We start from the raw sequence: 16,407 nt of genomic DNA on the forward strand, positions 1-16,407 counted from the left end.
GGGCAGGCTAGCCGTCAACCGCCTCGGCGGCCGTGAGGATGCCCGCGGCCTCGTCCGCCACCGCCTCGGCGTCCGGGCCGGTGACCGTCACCGTCACCTCGGTGCCGGTCACCGCGCCCATCGCCATCACCGCGAGCACGCCGCGGGCGTTGGCCTTCTTCGCACCCGCGACGAGCTGGATCGTGGTCTCCTTGTGCCGGCCGGCGAGCCGCGCGAGCTGGCCGGCCGGGCGCGCGTGAAGCGGTTTGGGCAGCACCACCACCCGCTCCGCGGTGCCGTCGTCAGAACTTGGCGGCATCGCGGGCCTCCTCCGCGGCCGCGGCGACCGCGTCCAGGTCGGCGCCGCTGCCGGCGACCACGGCCGCGGCGACCGCGCCTTCGACGAACGGCGCGTCGACGAGCCGCGCGGTGGTCTCGCCTTCCAGGTCGGCCAGCACCGCCCGCGTGCTCAGCACCGCGCTGCCGAGGTCCGGGATGATCAGCACGCCCGAGCCGGCGTCGGCGTCGTCGATGGCGGCCTCGATCCGGGTGGTGCTGGTGCCCAGACCGCCGTCCTCCGTGCCACCGGCCGCCACCACCGTCGCCCCGCCGGAGATCTGCTGGACCAACTCCGCCGCGCCTTCGGCGAGGGCGGCGCTGTGCGAGACGAGCACGATCCCCACGAGCCCCAGGCCTTCGGTCATGGCATCGCCACCTCGATCCGTTCCTCGACCAACTCGGCGACCTCGCCGGCACCGCCCAGTCGCAGCGCGTCGGTGAACAGTGTGCGGCACTCACCGGCGTCCAACCGGCGCAGCCTCCACCGCGTCTCGTCGATCCGGGCCACCGCTACGCTGACCGATCGCACACCGGCGCCGAGCAGCAGCGGGAGCGTGGTCGGGTGCGAGCCGGCGTCGCCGCAGACCGTCAGCGGCGGGAGGCCGGCGGCGTTGGACGCCGCGACCACCCGGCCGATGAGCGACAGCACCCGCGGATGTGCGGCGAGCTCGGTGCGCGCCCGCGGGTCGACCCGGTCCAGGTCCAGCACCTCGGAGGTCAGGTCGTTGCTGCCGATCGAGACGAAGTCGACCACCCGGCAGAGGTCTTCGATCTCCCGCACCGCCGCGACTGTCTCGACCATCGCTCCGACCGGCGGCGCCGGCACGCCGAAGGTGACCGAGGCCGCGTTGACGATGGCCCGCACCGGCCCGATCTGGTCGGGACTGGTGACCATCGGCACCATGATCCGCAGCCCGACGCCCCGGCCCAGGTCGACGATCGCCCGGATCTGGGCGGTGAGGGCGGCGGGGTTCGCGAGCAGCGTCGGCAACCCCGCCGGCGGGGAGAGAAACGGCGGGATCTTGTCGTTGGCGAAGTCGAGGAGCCGCACCGTGACAGGTCGGCCGTGCGCGTCGGCGAGCAACGGCGCGAGCGTGCGCCGGTGGTCGGCCTCGCTCGGCCACCGGTCGGCCTCGAGGAACTCGAGCTCGGTGCGGACCAGTCCGCTGCCGATGGCGCCGCTCTCCAGCGCCAGGCGGACCTCGACGTCGGACGCCACGTTGGCGTACAGGCCGAACGGCTGGCCGTCGGCGGTGGCGTGCGGGAGACCGCGTTCGGCGGCGAGCCGGCCCCGGCGCTCGACCTCGTGCGCCGTCGCCGCCTCGGTGCGCGCCACCTCCGTCGCGGAGGGCTCGGCGACCACGGTGCCCGCGTCGGCGTCGACCAGCAGGTCGGTCGCGTCGGGCAGGTCGAGCACCTCCGGGTCGATGCCCGTCACCAGCGGCAACCCGACCGAACGGGCGACGATGGCGGCGTGTGAGTTGGCGCCGCCGCGCACCGCGACCGCGCCGACCAGGCCGCCGCCCAGGTGGTCGATCAGGTCGGCCGGCCCGATGTCGGTGGCGACCAGGACGAACCGGTCGCTCGCGGGCGCGTCGCGGCCGCCTTCCGGGTACGCCAGCCGCTCCAGCACGCGGCGACCGACCTGGCGCACGTCGGCGGCACGCGCTCTGAGCGCCTCGTCGGTCAGCGAGTCCAGGACGGTGGCGTAGCTCTCGACGGCATCGCGCACGGCCGGCAGCGGTTGCTCGGCGTCGGCCGCCTGCCTGGCCGAGTCGACCAGGTCCGGGTCGGCGGCGATCAGCGCGCCGACCTCGACGATGTCCGCGGCTGCGGTGCGACCCTGCCGGCGTTGCCGCTCGGCGGCCTGCTCGAGCTCGGCCGCGACGGCGGCGAACGCCGCCTCCACCTCCGCCGGGCCGATGTGGACGGTGATCGCCGGGACCGGCCGGTCCGCGCGCCAGGACCCGGCGACGGCCGCGCCCGGTGCGACCCCCTGCCCGGTCCACCGGTGTGCGACCGACGTCACGATGCCTCGCCGGCTGCCGCGCTCGCCAGCGCGCGCATGATCAACACGGTCGACGCGGCACCGGGATCCTCGTGACCGATGGTGCGCTCACCCAGGTAGCTGGCCCTGCCTTTGCGGGCCAGCATCGGAATCGTCTCCGCCAGCCCGCGCTCCGCCGCGTCCGCCGCGGCTCGGGTGGCCCCGACGAGGTCGGCACCATCCTCCAGCGCCACCTGGTACGCGGTGACGGCCGGCCCCAAGGCGTCCAGCAGCGTCTTGTCGCCCAGGTGTGCGGCGCCGAGCTGCTGGATCCCGTTGAACGCGGCCTCCAGGGCGCTGCCCAGCAGCACCGCGTCGACCTCGGTCACGTCGCCCAGCACCTTGCCGGCCTGGCGGAACCCGGTGCCGTAGATCGGGCCGGAGGCGCCGCCGGTCTTGCTGATCAGCGCCCGGCCGAGCGTCCGGAGCACCGCACCGGGCGTGTCCGCGTCGGCTTCGGGCCTCCCGATCATCTCGTCGGCCGCCTGGAAACCGCGGCGCAGGTTGATGCCGTGGTCGCCGTCGCCGATCGCCGCGTCGAGCTCGGTCAGCCGGGTCGCGTGCTCGGCGACCAGCAGCGACGCCCTGTGCACCCACGCCTGGAAAGCGCTGGTGTCCATCAACGACCCCAGCGCAGTGCCGGCGTCTGGACCGGTGCGTCCCAGAGCTCGGTGAGCTCCGGGGTCATCCGGGCGACGGTGATCGAGCAACCGGCCATCTCGAGGCTGGTGATGTAGTTGCCGACCAGGTTGCGGGTGATGGTGGCGCCGTGGCCCTCCAGCCATTCGGCGACGGCGGCGTAGACCACGTACAACTCGAGCAGCGGTGTGCCACCGAGGCCGTTGACCATCACCAGCACGTCGCCGGACAGCGGCATGTCGGAATGGATGGCGTCGAGCGCTACGCCGGCGATCTCGCGAGCGGTGGACATCTGCCCGCGGGTCCGGCCCGGCTCGCCGTGGATGCCGACGCCGAGCTCGATCTCGGTGTCGCCGAGCTCGAAGCCGGGCTTGCCGGTGGCCGGGATGACGTTGGCACTGAGCGCGACACCGAACGAGCGGGAGCGGTCGTTGACCTCGCGTCCCACCGCCGCGACCGCGGCCAGGTCCGCGCCGCGCTCGGCCGCCGCCCCGGCCATCTTCTCGACGAAGACGGTGGCGCCGGTGCCTCGCCGGCCCGCGGTGTAGGTGCTGTTCTCGACCGCGACATCGTCGTTGACGAGCACCGACTCGACCTGGAGACCATCGTCACCGGCAAGCTCGGCCGCCATCTGGAAGTTGAGCACGTCACCGGTGTAGTTCTTGACCACGTGCAGCACACCGGCGCCGCCGTCGACGGCCTTGGTCGCGGCCAGCATCTGGTCCGGCACCGGCGAGGTGAACACCTCACCCGGACAGGCGGCGTCGAGCATCCCGTAGCCGACGAACCCCCCGTGCAGCGGCTCGTGGCCGGATCCTCCACCGGAGACCAGCGAGACCTTGCCCGCGGTAGGACCTCGGCTGATGTAGCGGTCCTCGAGGTTGACGATCAAGTCCGGGTTCGCGGCCGCGAACCCCACCAGCGCGTCCTGGAGCACACCCTCTGGCTCGTTGATCAGCTTTTTCACGACTCCGACTCCTTATCCGGCTGTGCCGCGGGTGCCCTTATCGAGCGAGGCGGAAAACCGCGAAAGGTCGCGCCGGGCACATGGCCGCGCAATGCGCGCGTCAAGGCCACCCCTGCCAATATCAGCCTAGCCGTGGTTAAGGAGGGAGTCCTCCAGCTTGAGAACTTGAGGCCTGGCGATGAAGATCAAACATATGACCGATCCAGGGGTACGCCTGGTGCTGGTGCGCCACGGCGAGTCACGTTGGAATGTCGAGGACCGCTACCAGGGCCAGGAGGACTCCGGACTGACCGAAACCGGGGCGACGCAGGCCGAAGTCGTGGCCGAGGTGCTCGCCAGCCGGTTCGGCGCGGCCGGCCTGGTGCTGAGCAGCGACCTGCCCCGAGCCCGCGACACCGCCGAGCCTTATCTCCGCCGGATCGGTGGCACCGTGCGCGAGGACGCGCGGTTGCGCGAGATCAATGTGGGCACCTGGACCGGACGCACCCGGGCCGAGGTGGCCGCCGCTCATCCGGACGACATCGCCGCGTTCGAGGGCGGCGTCGACATCGCCCGTGGTGGCGGCGAGACCTACCGCGAGGTCCGCAAGCGGGTCTGGGCGGCTTTGGACGAGGCCGCCGCCGAGACGAACGGCACCGTCGAGGCAGCCGCCGAGGCGACCGGCACCGTGGTCGTGTTCACGCACGGCGGGCCGATCCGGGTGGCGACCGCGGAGGCGCTCGGCGTGCCCGCCCCGGGGGAACGCGCCTTCGCACCGGTGCTCAACTGCTCGTACACCGTTATCCATCATGGCGGCCCGGACGGGCCGCACGTGCTGGTCGCCTACAACGCGCCGACGACGGCGGGCAGCCGGTCGACCAGGGTGGAGTGAGCCGATGCTGTTCGCCGGGGTGGACGTGGGCACGCAGAGCCTGCGGGTGCTGCTCGCGGACGAGCACGGCACAGTGGTGGCGCGGGCGGGTGTGCCGCTGACCGGCTGGCGCGACGACGGGCGGCACGAGCAGGACCCGGCGCGGTGGTGGACCGCGCTGGGTGCCGCGTTCCGCGAGGTCCCCGCCGAACAGGTCGCCTCGGTCGCCATCTGTGGCACCTCCGGCACCTTCCTGCTCGCCGACCGCGACGGGACACCACGGACCCCGGCGCTGATGTACGACGACGCCCGTGCCACCGCCGAGGCCGGGATGCAGCGCACGTGGGCGTTGCCGAAGCTGCTGTGGCTGCTCCGGCACGGACCGGTCGAGGTGCGCACCGGCCTTGCCGCCGGCCGGCTCGTGGTGCGGCACTGCGGCGACCACCTGGCCGACCGGTTGACCGGTGAGCTGGTCGCCACCGACTGGACGAGTGCGCTGAAGACGGGCTACGACGGCGATTGGGTCGCGTCCGAAGTGCCGGCCGCCGCGCTGCCCGAGGTGGTCCGCCCGGGCACGCTGATCGGCATGGTCGGAGCGGCCGGCGCGGCACACACGGGACTGCCGGTCGGCGTGCCGGTGCGCGCCGGGCTGACCGACGGCTGCGCCGCGCAGGTCGCCGCCGGTGCGCTGGCTCCGGGAAGCTGGAACTCCGTGCTGGGCACGACACTGGTCGTCAAGGGCGTCACCACGGCCAAGCTCGCCGATCCGTCCGGAGCGGTCTACTCGCACCGGCACCCCGACGGCGGTTGGCTTCCGGGCGGAGCGTCCAATGTGGGCGCAGCCGTGGTCGACGACCGGTTTCCCGGCGCCGACCGCGCGAAGCTGGACCTGGCGGCGCCCCGGCACGAGCCGGCCGGCGCGGTGGTCTACCCGCTGCGCGGCCGGGGCGAGCGTTTCCCGTTCGTGCGACCGGACGCGCAGACCTTCACCCTCGGCGAGTTCGCCGGTGAGGCCGACCACTACGCCGGTCTGTTGCAGGGGGTCGCCTACGTCGAACGGCTCTGCTATGCCCACCTGCGCCGGCTCGGCGCCGACACGACCGGACCGCTGGCGCTGACCGGCGGCGCCACCCGCAGTCGCTACTGGTCGCAACTGCGCGCCGATGTCCTCGGCCGCCCGGTTCTCATCCCCGCGACCCCCGAGCCGGCGCTCGGCATGGCCGTGGTCGCCGCGGCCGGCGACGGCGAGTTGACCGCGGCCGCGGCCCGGATGGTCCGGATGGCCGCCACAGTGGTACCGCGACCCGGTGACCGGTTCACCGAGCCGTTCGCCCGCTTCGTCGACGCGCTGGCCGAGCGCGGCTACGTCGACGACACGCTAGCCGCCTACGCCAAGGAGCCGGGATGACGAGCACGACGGTGGTGCTGGCCCGCCACGGGCGCACGGCCTGGCACCAGCCGACCCGTTACACGGGCCGCAGCGACGTGCCGCTGGACGAGGTCGGCGTGACGCAGGCGGCCGAGTTGGGCCGCTGGGCCGCTGGCCAGGGGTTCGCCGCGCTGGCCTGCTCGCAGTTGGTGCGCGCACGGCAGACCGCGGCGGCGGTCACCGGCCTGACTCCGTCGGTCGACCCTCGGCTGCGGGAGCTCGACTTCGGCGTCGCCGAGGGACACACGCTGGCCGAGCTGCGGGCGACCGACGCGGCCATGGTGGCCCGGTTCGAGGCCGATCCGGTGGCCGGGCACTTCCCCGACGGGGAGCCGCCGGTCGAGGCGGCCGAGCGCGGACTGGCCGCGCTGCACGAGTTGGCCACGGCCCACGCCGGGCAGCGGATCCTGGTCGTCGCGCACAGCACGCTGATCCGCCTGGTCGTGTGCGCGGTGTTGGGTGTGCCGCTGTCCGAGTACCGGCGGCGGCTTCCCGTGCTCGATCCGGCCGCGACCGTCACGTTGCGCTTTCCCGAGCCGGTCGGGCTCCTCTCGTACAACGTGTCGCGAATGATGACCGGAAGGCACGACGAGGCGGAGCCTCGCCGTGGCTGAGGACGCTCAGCCCATCATCATCGGTGTCGACGCCGGCACGACCGTCACCAAGGCGGTCGCCTTCGACCCCGACGGGACGGCGCTGGCGCGGTCGGCGCGGCCGACGGTGCTCGACCGGGTCGGCGACGGCCGCTACGAGCAGGACGCCGACGCGGTCTTCGGCTCCGTGGTCGCGGTGCTGCGCGAGCTCCGGGAACTGCTGCCCGGCCCGATCACCGCGGTCGGCGTCACCGCGCAGGGCGACGGGCTGTGGCTGCTCGACGGCGACGGCCGCCCGGTCCGGCACGCCATCTCCTGGCTCGACGCCCGGGCGACGCCGATCCTCGAGCGCTGGACAGCGGACGGCATCGCGGCGCTCGCGTACCGCCGGACCGGCAACTACCCCTTCCCCGGCGGTGCCGGGCCGTTGCTGGCCTGGCTGGACGCCCACGAGCCGCACCACCTGGACCGGGCCGCCACCGCCGCCTACTGCAAGGACATGGTGGTGCAGCGGCTGACCGGGCTGCGCGCGACCGACCCGTCCGACGCGTCGGCACCGTTCCTCGACCCACACACCCGGCGGTACGACGAGGAGCTCATCGCCGCCTGCGGCCTTACGCACCGGGCGGCGTTGCTCGCACCGGTGCACGACGCGCCGCATGCTCCGCTGAGCGCGGCCGCCGCCGACGCCACCGGACTGCCGGAAGGGCTCCCGGTGGTGGGAGCGCCCTACGACCTGCCGGCGTCCGCCTGGGGTGCCGGCGTCCGAGAGCCGGGCGACGGGCTGCTGACCGTCGGGACCACGCTGGCCTGCCAGGTGCTCCGGGACACCGTGGACACCGGCGGCGAGCCGGCCGGCCTGACGCTGAGCACCTGGCAGCGCGACCGTTGGCTGCGCGCGCTGCCGGCGATGGTCGGCACGGCGGCCCTCGACTGGGTGCTGCGGCTGGTCGGCGCGGCGGTGGCCGACCTGCCGGCGCTGCTGGCCGACGGTGACTCGGGCGAGCTCACGGTGCTGCCGTTCTTCGCCGAGGCCGGCGAGCGGGCGCCCTTCGTCGCGCCACGCGCGCGAGCCCGGATCGACGGGCTGCACCTCGGTCACTCACCGGCGGACCTGGTCCGGGCGACCTGCGAGGCGATCGCCTACAGCGCGCGGCACTGCCTGACCGCGGCGGAGCTGACCGGTGAGCTGACGGCGTGCGGGGGCGGGGTCGGCTCCGCGGAGTGGGCGCAGATCTTCGCGGACGTGCTGGACCGGCCGGTGCGGGTGCTGGCCGGCGAGGAGATCGGGGCGCGGGGCGCGGCGCTGGCGGCACTGTCCACGGTGGCCGGCGAGCCAGGCGACTGGACCCTGGCCGGCCGGGTCTTCGAGCCGGTCGGGCGTGACCGTTACCGGGCCGGCTATGACCGGTACCTGGCGCACGTCGCACAGGCCCGATCGAACTGGAGCTGAGCATGCGCGTACTCGTCGCCGGGGACCATTTCGTCACCAACGACCTGCTCACGGCAGCCCTGCGCGACCGGCTCGGGCCGCACGTCGAGCCACGCACCCTGCTGCTGCCGTGGCCGCTCACGCCGTACGGCCGGGTGGCCGAGGTCGACGAGGCATCCGGCGACGAGGACGAGCTGATCGTGGCGCTGGCCGGCGTCGAGGTGGCGGTCACGCAGATGGCGCCGTTCACGGCGCGGGTCTTCGCGGCCGCGCCGGACCTGCGGCTGCTGGTGGTCTGCCGGGGCGGGCCGGTCAACGTCAACCTCGCCGCGGCCGAGGCGGCCGGTGTCACGGTGGGCACCACGCCGGGACGCAACGCGGTCGCCGCCGCCGAGCACACCATCGCGCTGATGCTGGCCGCGCTGCGGCAAATCCCGGACCGGCACGCGGGCGTACGCGCCGGCCGGTGGCGCAGCGACCTCTACGCGCTCGACCAGGTCGGTGGCGAGCTGGCCGGCAGCACGGTCGGGCTCGTCGGCCACGGCGCGATCGGCCGCCGGGTGGCCCGGATCCTCGCCGCCTTCGACGCCCGGGTGCTGGTGCACGATCCCTACGCGGACGTCGCCTCGGTGGAGCTCGGGGAGCTGCTCGAGCAGTCCACCGTGGTCAGCCTGCACGCCCGGCTGACGCCGGAGACCGAGCGGATCGTCGGCGCCGCCGAGCTCACCCGCCTGCCCGCCGGCGCCGTGCTGGTCAACACCGCCCGGGGCGGGCTGCTCGACTACGCGGCCGTGGCCGACGCGCTGGAGTCCGGGCACCTCGGCGCCGCGGCCTTCGACGTGTTCGACACCGAGCCGTTGCCGGCCGACTCCCGGCTGCGCACGGCACCCCGGGTCGTCCTCACGCCCCACCTGGCCGGCGCGACCCGGCAGACCGCGCAGCGCGCCGCGACCCAGGCCGCCGACGCCGTCGCCGCGTTCATGGACAGTTCGCGCTGACCCGCTCGAGCTCGACCTCTTCGTCGTCGGTGGTGATCCCCGAGGGCTCGCCGCCGAACCAGGTCTCCATCTTCTCGCCGGCCCGGCGCTGCTCGTGGTGCAGGTGCGGGGCGCCGGAGTTGCCGGTGCTGCCGACCTTGCCGATCTGCTGCCCGGGCGCGACCTGGTCACCGACCTTGACGAGCGGCGGCTCCAGCATGTGCAGGTACTGGGTCTCCCACCGGCCGCCGTGATCGATCTTCACCCAGTAGCCACCGCCGCGACCCTTGGGTCCGTTCGGCTTCTGCTTGGTGCGCCCGCCGAGCGCGCCGTTGATGCCCGACACCGTGACCGTGCCGCCGGCGGCCGCCAACACCGGGCGGCCCCACGACTCGCCCTCGGTGGGGAACAGGTCGACGTCGAAGTCGTCGTGCCCCGGATAGGTGGACAGCCGCCACGTCTCACCGCAGGCGACGGGCAGTTGGAACAACGGACGCGGACCCGGCCGCCGGAGCCGGTCGACCACCAGCAGGCCCAGCAGCGTCGTCAGGATGATGGCGACGCCCGCACCGACCGCGGTGCCGCGCCGCGCCGTCGTGGTCACCGGCCGGCCAGGAACGTCTCGACCGCGTCGGCGAACGAGTTGGGCGCGTTCGGGTGCACCACGTGGCCGACCGGGATGGTGGTGAGCTCGCCAGCCGGGATCCGCTGGGCCATCTCGGCCATCTTGTCCTGCGGCAGGAAGCTGTCAGGGCCACCGGCGACGACCAGCACCGGCACGTTGATCCCGGCCAGGCCGTCCCACCACGCGGGGTCCGGGGCGTTGAGCGTCGCCCACACCGACGGGCGGACCTCGCGGTCGTAGAACGGCGCCGACTCCGGCAGGTCGGTGGGCACCGGCATGCCGAGCGGCACGGGCGGAGGGCACTCCTCGAGGACCAGGGCGGTGACCCGGTCCGGCGCGGCCAGCGTGGTCAGCAGGGCGACGATGCCGCCGAGTGAGTGGCCGACCAGCACGACCCGGTCCAGGCCGAGCCGGTCCAGCAACGCCAGCAGGTCGTCGCGGAACACCGTCGGCCCGTACGGGCCGGACCGCTCGCTGGCGCCCATGCCGCGCAGGTCAGGCACGTAGACCGGCCGGTCCTTGGCGAAGCGCGGTGCCAACTGGTCCCAGCTGCTGCCGTCACCTCCGCCGCCGTGCAGCAGCACCATCGGCACCGCATCGGGCGGCCCGGCCAGTGTGCGGCAGGAGAGCTTGACCCGGCCGGTGTCCACGTACACGGTCATGGCCGAAACCCTATGCCCGGCGCGCCACCCGAGGTTCAGGCGTGGCTTCCCGAACGGCCCATCTCCAGCGCGACCACGCCCGCGATGATCAGCACCAGGCCGCCGATCTGCAGCGGTGAGAGCGACTCGTGCAGGAAGAGCACCCCGATGATGGCGATCAGCGCGACCCCGACGGCCGACCAGACGGCGTACGCGACGCTGACGTTCATGCCCAGCTTCAGCGCCTGGGAGAGCGCGTAGAAGGCGAACCCGTAGCCGAACGCCATGATTACCGTCGGCGCCAACCGGGTGAACCCCTCCGAGGCGCGCAGCGACAGTGTGGCCGCGACCTCGGAAACGATCGCACCGGCCAACCAGAACCACACCTGCGAGCCCCTCTCAGTACGCGGTCAGCTCGACGCGGACGTCATGGAACGTCGGCGCGCCGCCGAGGTCGGCGTCGCGCACCGCCGTCACCGCGTTGACAGTGTTGCCGCCGGGGCTGCGCTTGGCCCAGTAGGCCTTGAAGGTGAAAGCGACGCCGGGCCGGGTGGCGTCGTCGACCGCGACGGCCGCGTCGAAGTAGCCGTTGGCGTTGTGCACCTTGACCGCCGTGCCGTCGGCGAGCCCGCGGGCGGCGGCGTCGGCCGGGTGCAGGTGGATCCGCGGTTGGCCCATCTTCTTCTCGTGCCACGGCAGCGAGGCGAAGGTGGAGTTGAGGAAGAACCGGCCGGCCGGCGCGATCAGCACCAGCCCGGCGGTGTCCTTCTCGGCCGGCGGCGTGTAGCCGACGAGCGGGTCGACGCCGACGGCCCGCAGCGCCGGGTCGTGCAGCCGGGCGCGCCCGGTCGGGGTGGGGAAGCCGCCCTTTGCGAACGGCGCGCTGCCCACGGCGACCCCGGTGGTGCGCGCCCAGGTGCGCTCGGCCAGTTCTTCGAACGTGACCGGGCCGCCGGCCAGGTGCTGCCGGACGATCTCCTCGTCGCTCTCGCGCAGCCGCGGATGGGTCAGGCCCAGTGCCGCCGCGATCCGGCGGAAGATCTCGGTGTTGGGCAGCGCCTCGCCCGGCGCGGTCGTGGCCGGCAGGTTGACCGCCGTGTAGTGGTGCCCGTAGGAGCTGACCAGGTCGAGGTGCTCGGGCTGCATCGTGGCCGGCAGCACCACGTCGGCGTAGTCGCAGGTGTCGGTCCAGCGCTGCTCCAGCACGACCGTGAACAGGTCGGGGCGTAGGAGGCCGGTGCGCAGCCGGCTCTGGTCGGGCGCGGTCGCCGCCGGGTTGGCGTCGAAGACCACCAGCGAGGTGACCGGCGGGTCGGCCTCGCCGGTGAGCACGGCGGCCAGGCGGCTCATGTTGATGCCGCGGGCGGTCGGCTGCGGCAGGTCCGCCGGGCGGGCGACGTCGATCTCGCTGTCGGGGAAGTGCCCGGAGGTCATGCACAGCGCACCCCCGCCTGGATAGCGGAAGTCACCGGTGACCAACGGCAGCGCGCAGATCGCCCGGATCGCCTGGCCGGCACCGGCGTGCCGCTGCAGGCCAAGGCCGACCTTGATCGCGGTCGGCCGGCTCGTGGCGATCCGGTCGCCGAGATCGCGCACCACCGCCGGGTCCAGCCCGCACTCGGCGGCGGCCCGCTCGACCGGCCAGTCGGCGAGCCGCTCGGCGAGCGCCGGCCAGCCGTCGACGTGCGCGTCCAGCCACTCGTGGTCGACGGCGCCGGCGTCGACCACGTGCCGCATCAGGCCCAGTGCCAACGCGCCGTCGGTGCCGGGCAGCGGGGCCACGTGCGCGTCGCAGCGGCCGGCGGTGTCAGTGCGCAGCGGGTCGACGGCCACGACGTAGGCGCCGCGCCGTTGCGCCTCCTGCACGAACGGCCAGAGGTGCAGGTGCGTGGAGAGCAGGTTGGCGCCCCACAGCAGGATCAGCTTGGCCTGGGCGATCGACTCCGGCTCGAAGCCGACCATCCCGCCGTAGAGCGAGTCGAGCGCCGCACCGGCGGCCGCCGTGCAGATCGTCGTGCGCAGCCGGCTGGCGCCGAGATGGGCGAACAGCCGCTGGCCCATCGTGTAACCCTGGACCGCGCCCATCGTGCCCGCGAAGTAGTACGGCAGGACCGACTCCGGCCCGTGTCGGTCGATGCTCGCCGACAGGCCCTGCGCGACCCGGCCGATCGCCTCGTCCCAGGTGGCCGGGCGGAAAGCGATCGGGCCCTCACCCTTGGGGCCGACCCGGACCATCGGCCGGGAGAGCCGGTCCGGCCCGTTGACGGCGTCGAGGTAGCGGTTGACCTTGCCGCAGAGCGCACCCCGGGTGAACGGGTGGTCGGCGTCGCCGCGGATCTCGACCGCTTTGCCGTCTTCGACGGTGAGCTGCCAGACGCAGGTGTCCGGGCAGTCGAGCGGGCAGGCGCCGCGGTGGGTGGTTCGGGCCATGCCCGGATGCTACGTGAGCCCCGTGCGTACCATCTCTCGCATTTTCCCGCAGGTCATGGCGGAGGCCGGTTTGGCCCGGACGGGCCGGGGAAGACGGCCGCCATGGGATTCATGGACCGCATCAAGGACATGATGGGCAAGCACGACGACAAGGTTGACAAGGGCCTCGACAAGGCCGGTGACAAGATGGACGACCGCACCGGCGGCAAGTACAACGACAAGATCGACAAGGGCGTCGACGAGGCGCAGCGCCGCACCAGCGGCGGCGACACGATGCCCTAGGGGACGCGCGGTCGCTCGGGGTTGCCGTACCGTTCGCGCATGGTGACCCTGGACGACGTGGCCCAACTCGCGGCGCGACTGCCGGAGACCACCGTGGCGCAGCGGCGGGGCAACCGCGCCTGGTCGGTGGCGGGCAAGGTCTTCGCCTGGGAAAGGGCGTTCAGCAAGGCCGACCTCAAGCGCTACGGCGACGAGCCGGTGCCCGAGGGCCCGATCGTCGCGACGGTCGTGGGTGACCTGGCCGAGAAGGACGCGGTGCTCGCCGCGGGCACACCGGGCATCTTCACCATCCCGCACTTCGACGGCTACGCGGCGGTGCTGATCCAGCTCTCCGAGGTCGATCGGGTGGCGCTCGAGGCCGCTCTGGTCGACGCCTGGTTGGCCAAGGCACCGAGTCGGTTGACCCAGGCCTACCTGGCGGGCTGACCGCCGTAGAGCGCCGCCACGGCGTGGAAGGCGAGCTTGGGGTCCCAGCCGCCGTCCGGGCGCATGGCAACCAGTCCGTACGACGCCAGGTCCAGGTCGTGCGCGGGGTCGTCCGGCCGGTGCGGCAGTTCGAAGCCGGCGAACGTGAACCAGAAGGCGCCGGCCATCCGCTCCTCGTCGAACACGGCGTCGAGCTCGTGCAGGTAGCGGACCTGCTCGGCCTCGTCGCGTTCGTACTCCGTGGGAATCGTCCGGTCCTCCGTGACGATCGTCCAACCCAGACCGCCGCGGTCCGCCGCGCCACGGTAGGTGCAGCAGCCGAACTCGGTGACCACGACCGGTCGCCCGAAACGGTGGTACGCGCGCAGCTCTTCCGCGTAGCGCGCGGCGTTGCCCGCGTCCCGGTAGGCGTCGACCGAGACGATGTCGAACTGGTCCCAGTCGACCTGCTCCCACATCCCCGACGCGTACGTGAGCCGGCCGCCGAACAGTCTCCGCGCCGCGGCGACCGTCTCCCGTTGGGTGTCCCGGGCGCGCTGGAAGCCGGCCAGCAGCGGCGCCCGGCCCTCTTCCGTGGCCCAGGTGCCCGGGTCGGTCATCGTCGCCGCACGGCCGGGCAGCCCCTCCCCCGGCACGAAGCCCTTGCAGAACAACGTCATCTCGCAGCCGAGCACGAGGACCACCTCACGCTCGGTCTCGCGGCGCAGCAGTGCGGCGCGCTCCGCCGCGCCGGTCAGGTAGTCGACGAGCGCGGCGGCCTCCAGGTCGTAGGGGAACGGCGAGAACCAGACGTCGAGGCCGGCCTGCGCGGCGTGCCGGCCGGCCACGAGGATCCGCTCCGGGTCGTCGCCGGAGACGCGTACCGCGGTGGTGTGAAGGTCTTCCGCGATGGCGGCCATGTCCCGGCGCACCGCGTCCTCGTCGAACGCCTTCCGGCTGTGGAAGTCGTCGAGCGCCATCCCGGTGTCGTAGTTGATCCCGCGGAGCTCCATGCGTTCGACGCTACGCCGCCCGGAGAGTCCAGCCGCCCTGCGCGTCGACCGCGATGACCTGCGTGTCCGGCGGCAGCGGTTGCGTGCCGCGGTAGCGACCGATCTCGTTGACGAACAGGCCCGGGAAGCCGTCGTCGTCGTAGCCGTGGACGACGAAGTTGTCGCGGCCGGAGTAGGAGGCGGTGATCCGCGTCCCGAGCGCGTTCGCGTCCGGCACCCGGAACACCGCCGGTTTGCGCCCGGAGGCCTCGCCGGTGAACGCCGGCGCCTTGCTCAGGTCCCGCAGCACGATCTTCCAGGTGCCGGTCGCGCGCACCTTGAACGCGGTCGTAGGTCCGCGTCCGGCGAGGCCCACGGGGCGGTCACCGGAGTAGTCGCCGATCGCGTTGACGATGAGGTCGACCGAGCGGCCCGTGGCGTCGAGCGATTCGACCATGAAGTTCGAGGTGCCGTCGTGGGTGATCGTCGCGACGTAGGCGGCGTCGGGCTCGAGCGCGGCCTGCACCGTCTTGTTGCCGCGCCCGCTGACCGTGACATCGCGCCCGATCACGCGGGGCGGCTGCTCCGGGGTCATCCGGGGCATCGGCTCGGCCGACTCCCACCGATCGGGCCGCGGCGGTGTGGGCGCCGAAGCGGACTGCCGACCGTCGCGGAACACGAGCAGGAGGCCGCCCGCGACAAGGCAGAGGATCAGGACGAACACGACGGCCGCACCGACGAGCCACGGCCAGATCGGGGGCTGCTTCGGCGGGACCGGGCCGTAGCCAGGTGGCGGCGGTCCGTACCCGGGTGCGGGCGTGCCCGGCGGAGGGGATGGCTGGGTCACCGCCGAACGGTATGACGGACCCCGCCTCAGCGCCGCCCCGCGGCGGTCACTAGTTGATCACAAAGGCGAACGGCCCGGTCGGGAAACCCGACCGAGCCGTCACACGCTGGGGTGACTGAGGGGATTTGAACCCCCGACACCCGGGACCACAACCCGGTGCTCTGCCAACTGAGCTACAGCCACCACGTCGACCCGCACCGGCATTCCGCCGGGCGAGGCGCCGACCAATGATAGCCATAGGCCACCCGGTCACGTCGACAGGGTTGCGGGGTTGCCGTCAGAGCTCGGCGGCGATGGCCTTCGCGGTCTCCACGTCGGGGCCGGGCAGGGGCACGAAGACCGTCCTGCGGTAGTACTCGAGCTCGCGGATGCTCTCCCGGATGTCGGCGAGCGCGCGGTGGGCCAGGCCCTTGGCGGGCTGGCCGAAGTAGACCCGCGGATACCAGCGCCGGCACAGCTCCTTGATCGAGGACACATCGATCATGCGGTAGTGCAGGTGCGCGTCGAGCCGGGGCATGTCGCGGGCGAGGAAACCGCGGTCGGTGGCGATCGAGTTGCCACACAGCGGCGCCGTGCGGGGGTCCTTCACGTACGTCGTGATGTAGGACAGGAGCTGGTCCTCGGCCTGTTCCAGGGTGACCGTCGACCGGCGTACCTCCTCGGTCAGCCCGGATTTGGCGTGCATCTCCCGGACGACGTCGGGCATGCCGTCGAGCTGCGCGTCGGAGGCGTGGATGACCAGGTCCACCCCCTCACCCAGGACGTTCAGGTTGGGGTCGGTCACCAACGCCGCGACCTCGACCAGGGCATCCTTGCCGAGGTCGAGTCCGGTCATCTCACAGTCGATCCAGACCAGAAGATCAGCCACGATCGACAGCCTACGCGCAGGTTGCTCCCGGTGAGCCTCCACTAGGCTGCCGGGCGTGCAGGCAG

19 protein-coding genes and 1 tRNA gene are annotated in these 16,407 nt (G+C 73.2%); 7 read left to right on the forward strand and 13 right to left on the reverse strand.

All coding sequences use genetic code 11. The features are described from left to right. Positions 1-7: 7 nt before the first annotated feature. From AB0J88_RS26135 to dhaK, 5 genes are read right to left on the reverse strand one after another with little or no spacing between them, the layout of a single operon-like run. The gene (locus AB0J88_RS26135) at positions 8-298 is read right to left on the reverse strand and encodes an HPr family phosphocarrier protein (RefSeq protein ID WP_364351488.1); all 291 of its coding nucleotides are present in this window, start codon (positions 296-298) and stop codon (positions 8-10) included. Further along, positions 282-683, reverse strand: coding sequence for a dihydroxyacetone kinase phosphoryl donor subunit DhaM (gene dhaM / locus AB0J88_RS26140; protein ID WP_364351485.1), 402 nt, complete (start codon positions 681-683; stop codon positions 282-284). Before dhaM ends, AB0J88_RS26135 begins: the two co-directional genes overlap by 17 nt. Beyond that, on the reverse strand, positions 680-2,347 hold the full coding sequence (locus AB0J88_RS26145) for a putative PEP-binding protein (RefSeq protein WP_364351482.1): 1,668 nt from the start codon (positions 2,345-2,347) through the stop codon (positions 680-682). Before AB0J88_RS26145 ends, dhaM begins: the two co-directional genes overlap by 4 nt. After that, positions 2,344-2,985: a dihydroxyacetone kinase subunit DhaL gene (gene dhaL / locus AB0J88_RS26150; protein ID WP_364351479.1), complete on the reverse strand. Its 642-nt coding sequence runs from the start codon at positions 2,983-2,985 to the stop codon at positions 2,344-2,346. The genes AB0J88_RS26145 and dhaL overlap by 4 nt, the downstream gene beginning before the upstream one ends. After that, positions 2,985-3,971, reverse strand: a complete 987-nt coding sequence (gene dhaK / locus AB0J88_RS26155; protein ID WP_364351476.1) for a dihydroxyacetone kinase subunit DhaK — start codon at positions 3,969-3,971, stop codon at positions 2,985-2,987. Before dhaK ends, dhaL begins: the two co-directional genes overlap by 1 nt. Before the next feature lie 193 nt (positions 3,972-4,164). Here dhaK and AB0J88_RS26160 point away from each other — a divergent pair, with 193 nt between their 5' ends. From AB0J88_RS26160 to AB0J88_RS26180, 5 genes are read left to right on the forward strand one after another with little or no spacing between them, the layout of a single operon-like run. Further along, the gene (locus AB0J88_RS26160; protein ID WP_364738005.1) at positions 4,165-4,842 is read left to right on the forward strand and encodes a histidine phosphatase family protein; all 678 of its coding nucleotides are present in this window, start codon (positions 4,165-4,167) and stop codon (positions 4,840-4,842) included. Between the two features lie 4 nt (positions 4,843-4,846). Continuing rightward, entirely contained in the window at positions 4,847-6,229 is a 1,383-nt protein-coding gene (locus AB0J88_RS26165) for an FGGY-family carbohydrate kinase (RefSeq protein WP_364351470.1), read from the forward strand. Next, positions 6,226-6,864: a histidine phosphatase family protein gene (locus tag AB0J88_RS26170; RefSeq protein WP_364351467.1), complete on the forward strand. Its 639-nt coding sequence runs from the start codon at positions 6,226-6,228 to the stop codon at positions 6,862-6,864. The genes AB0J88_RS26165 and AB0J88_RS26170 overlap by 4 nt, the downstream gene beginning before the upstream one ends. Then, positions 6,857-8,296: an FGGY-family carbohydrate kinase gene (locus tag AB0J88_RS26175; RefSeq protein WP_364351464.1), complete on the forward strand. Its 1,440-nt coding sequence runs from the start codon at positions 6,857-6,859 to the stop codon at positions 8,294-8,296. The genes AB0J88_RS26170 and AB0J88_RS26175 overlap by 8 nt, the downstream gene beginning before the upstream one ends. 2 nt (positions 8,297-8,298) lie before the next feature. Next, complete coding sequence (locus AB0J88_RS26180) at positions 8,299-9,273, forward strand: 2-hydroxyacid dehydrogenase (protein WP_364351461.1); 975 nt, start codon at positions 8,299-8,301, stop codon at positions 9,271-9,273. On the opposite strand, the gene AB0J88_RS26185 is transcribed toward AB0J88_RS26180, so the two are convergent. Genes AB0J88_RS26185 through AB0J88_RS26200 form a run of 4 tightly spaced genes read right to left on the reverse strand, consistent with a single transcriptional unit; the run spans position 9,254 to position 12,948 of the window. Further along, a complete protein-coding gene (locus AB0J88_RS26185; protein ID WP_364352077.1) occupies positions 9,254-9,808 on the reverse strand; it encodes a M23 family metallopeptidase in 555 nt (184 codons plus the stop codon). The genes AB0J88_RS26180 and AB0J88_RS26185 overlap by 20 nt on opposite strands. Positions 9,809-9,852: 44 nt before the next feature. Next, entirely contained in the window at positions 9,853-10,539 is a 687-nt protein-coding gene (locus tag AB0J88_RS26190; protein WP_364351458.1) for an alpha/beta hydrolase, read from the reverse strand. Between the two features lie 35 nt (positions 10,540-10,574). Next, entirely contained in the window at positions 10,575-10,904 is a 330-nt protein-coding gene (locus AB0J88_RS26195; RefSeq protein ID WP_364351455.1) for a multidrug efflux SMR transporter, read from the reverse strand. 13 nt (positions 10,905-10,917) lie between these two features. After that, a complete protein-coding gene (locus AB0J88_RS26200) occupies positions 10,918-12,948 on the reverse strand; it encodes a molybdopterin-dependent oxidoreductase (RefSeq protein WP_364351452.1) in 2,031 nt (676 codons plus the stop codon). Between the two features lie 102 nt (positions 12,949-13,050). On the opposite strand from AB0J88_RS26200, the gene AB0J88_RS26205 reads away from it, so the two are divergent. Then, on the forward strand, positions 13,051-13,230 hold the full coding sequence (locus AB0J88_RS26205) for an antitoxin (protein WP_364738008.1): 180 nt from the start codon (positions 13,051-13,053) through the stop codon (positions 13,228-13,230). 39 nt (positions 13,231-13,269) lie between these two features. After that, positions 13,270-13,656 (forward strand): MmcQ/YjbR family DNA-binding protein, encoded by a 387-nt coding sequence (locus AB0J88_RS26210; RefSeq protein ID WP_364351446.1) that lies wholly within the window; start codon positions 13,270-13,272, stop codon positions 13,654-13,656. Here the strand turns inward: AB0J88_RS26210 and AB0J88_RS26215 are convergent. The 4 genes from AB0J88_RS26215 to orn all read right to left on the reverse strand — a co-directional run bounded on the left by AB0J88_RS26215 (position 13,641) and on the right by orn (position 16,342). Next, positions 13,641-14,648, reverse strand: coding sequence for a hypothetical protein (locus AB0J88_RS26215; protein WP_364351444.1), 1,008 nt, complete (start codon positions 14,646-14,648; stop codon positions 13,641-13,643). The genes AB0J88_RS26210 and AB0J88_RS26215 overlap by 16 nt on opposite strands. A 10-nt stretch (positions 14,649-14,658) precedes the next feature. Beyond that, on the reverse strand, positions 14,659-15,474 hold the full coding sequence (locus AB0J88_RS26220; RefSeq protein WP_364351441.1) for a hypothetical protein: 816 nt from the start codon (positions 15,472-15,474) through the stop codon (positions 14,659-14,661). Between the two features lie 107 nt (positions 15,475-15,581). Then, positions 15,582-15,657: transfer RNA gene (locus tag AB0J88_RS26225), tRNA-His, on the reverse strand. A 94-nt stretch (positions 15,658-15,751) separates the two neighbouring features. Then, on the reverse strand, positions 15,752-16,342 hold the full coding sequence (gene orn, locus AB0J88_RS26230) for an oligoribonuclease (protein WP_281257647.1): 591 nt from the start codon (positions 16,340-16,342) through the stop codon (positions 15,752-15,754). Between the last annotated feature and the right edge of the window lie 65 nt (positions 16,343-16,407).

This window comes from Asanoa sp. NPDC049475, from assembly GCF_040676915.1.
In the GTDB taxonomy this organism is placed as follows: Bacteria; Actinomycetota; Actinomycetes; order Mycobacteriales; family Micromonosporaceae; genus Asanoa.

Coding starts and splice junctions, on each gene's coding strand:
- AB0J88_RS26135 (WP_364351488.1), bottom strand. CDS start 298: ATGCCGCCAAGTTCTGACGACGGCACCGCGGAGCGGGTGGTGGTGCTG.
- dhaM (WP_364351485.1), bottom strand. CDS start 683: ATGACCGAAGGCCTGGGGCTCGTGGGGATCGTGCTCGTCTCGCACAGC.
- dhaL (WP_364351479.1), bottom strand. CDS start 2,985: ATGGACACCAGCGCTTTCCAGGCGTGGGTGCACAGGGCGTCGCTGCTG.
- AB0J88_RS26160 (WP_364738005.1), top strand. CDS start 4,165: ATGACCGATCCAGGGGTACGCCTGGTGCTGGTGCGCCACGGCGAGTCA.
- AB0J88_RS26165 (WP_364351470.1), top strand. CDS start 4,847: ATGCTGTTCGCCGGGGTGGACGTGGGCACGCAGAGCCTGCGGGTGCTG.
- AB0J88_RS26170 (WP_364351467.1), top strand. CDS start 6,226: ATGACGAGCACGACGGTGGTGCTGGCCCGCCACGGGCGCACGGCCTGG.
- AB0J88_RS26180 (WP_364351461.1), top strand. CDS start 8,299: ATGCGCGTACTCGTCGCCGGGGACCATTTCGTCACCAACGACCTGCTC.
- AB0J88_RS26190 (WP_364351458.1), bottom strand. CDS start 10,539: ATGACCGTGTACGTGGACACCGGCCGGGTCAAGCTCTCCTGCCGCACA.
- AB0J88_RS26200 (WP_364351452.1), bottom strand. CDS start 12,948: ATGGCCCGAACCACCCACCGCGGCGCCTGCCCGCTCGACTGCCCGGAC.
- AB0J88_RS26205 (WP_364738008.1), top strand. CDS start 13,051: ATGGGATTCATGGACCGCATCAAGGACATGATGGGCAAGCACGACGAC.
- AB0J88_RS26210 (WP_364351446.1), top strand. CDS start 13,270: ATGGTGACCCTGGACGACGTGGCCCAACTCGCGGCGCGACTGCCGGAG.
- AB0J88_RS26215 (WP_364351444.1), bottom strand. CDS start 14,648: ATGGAGCTCCGCGGGATCAACTACGACACCGGGATGGCGCTCGACGAC.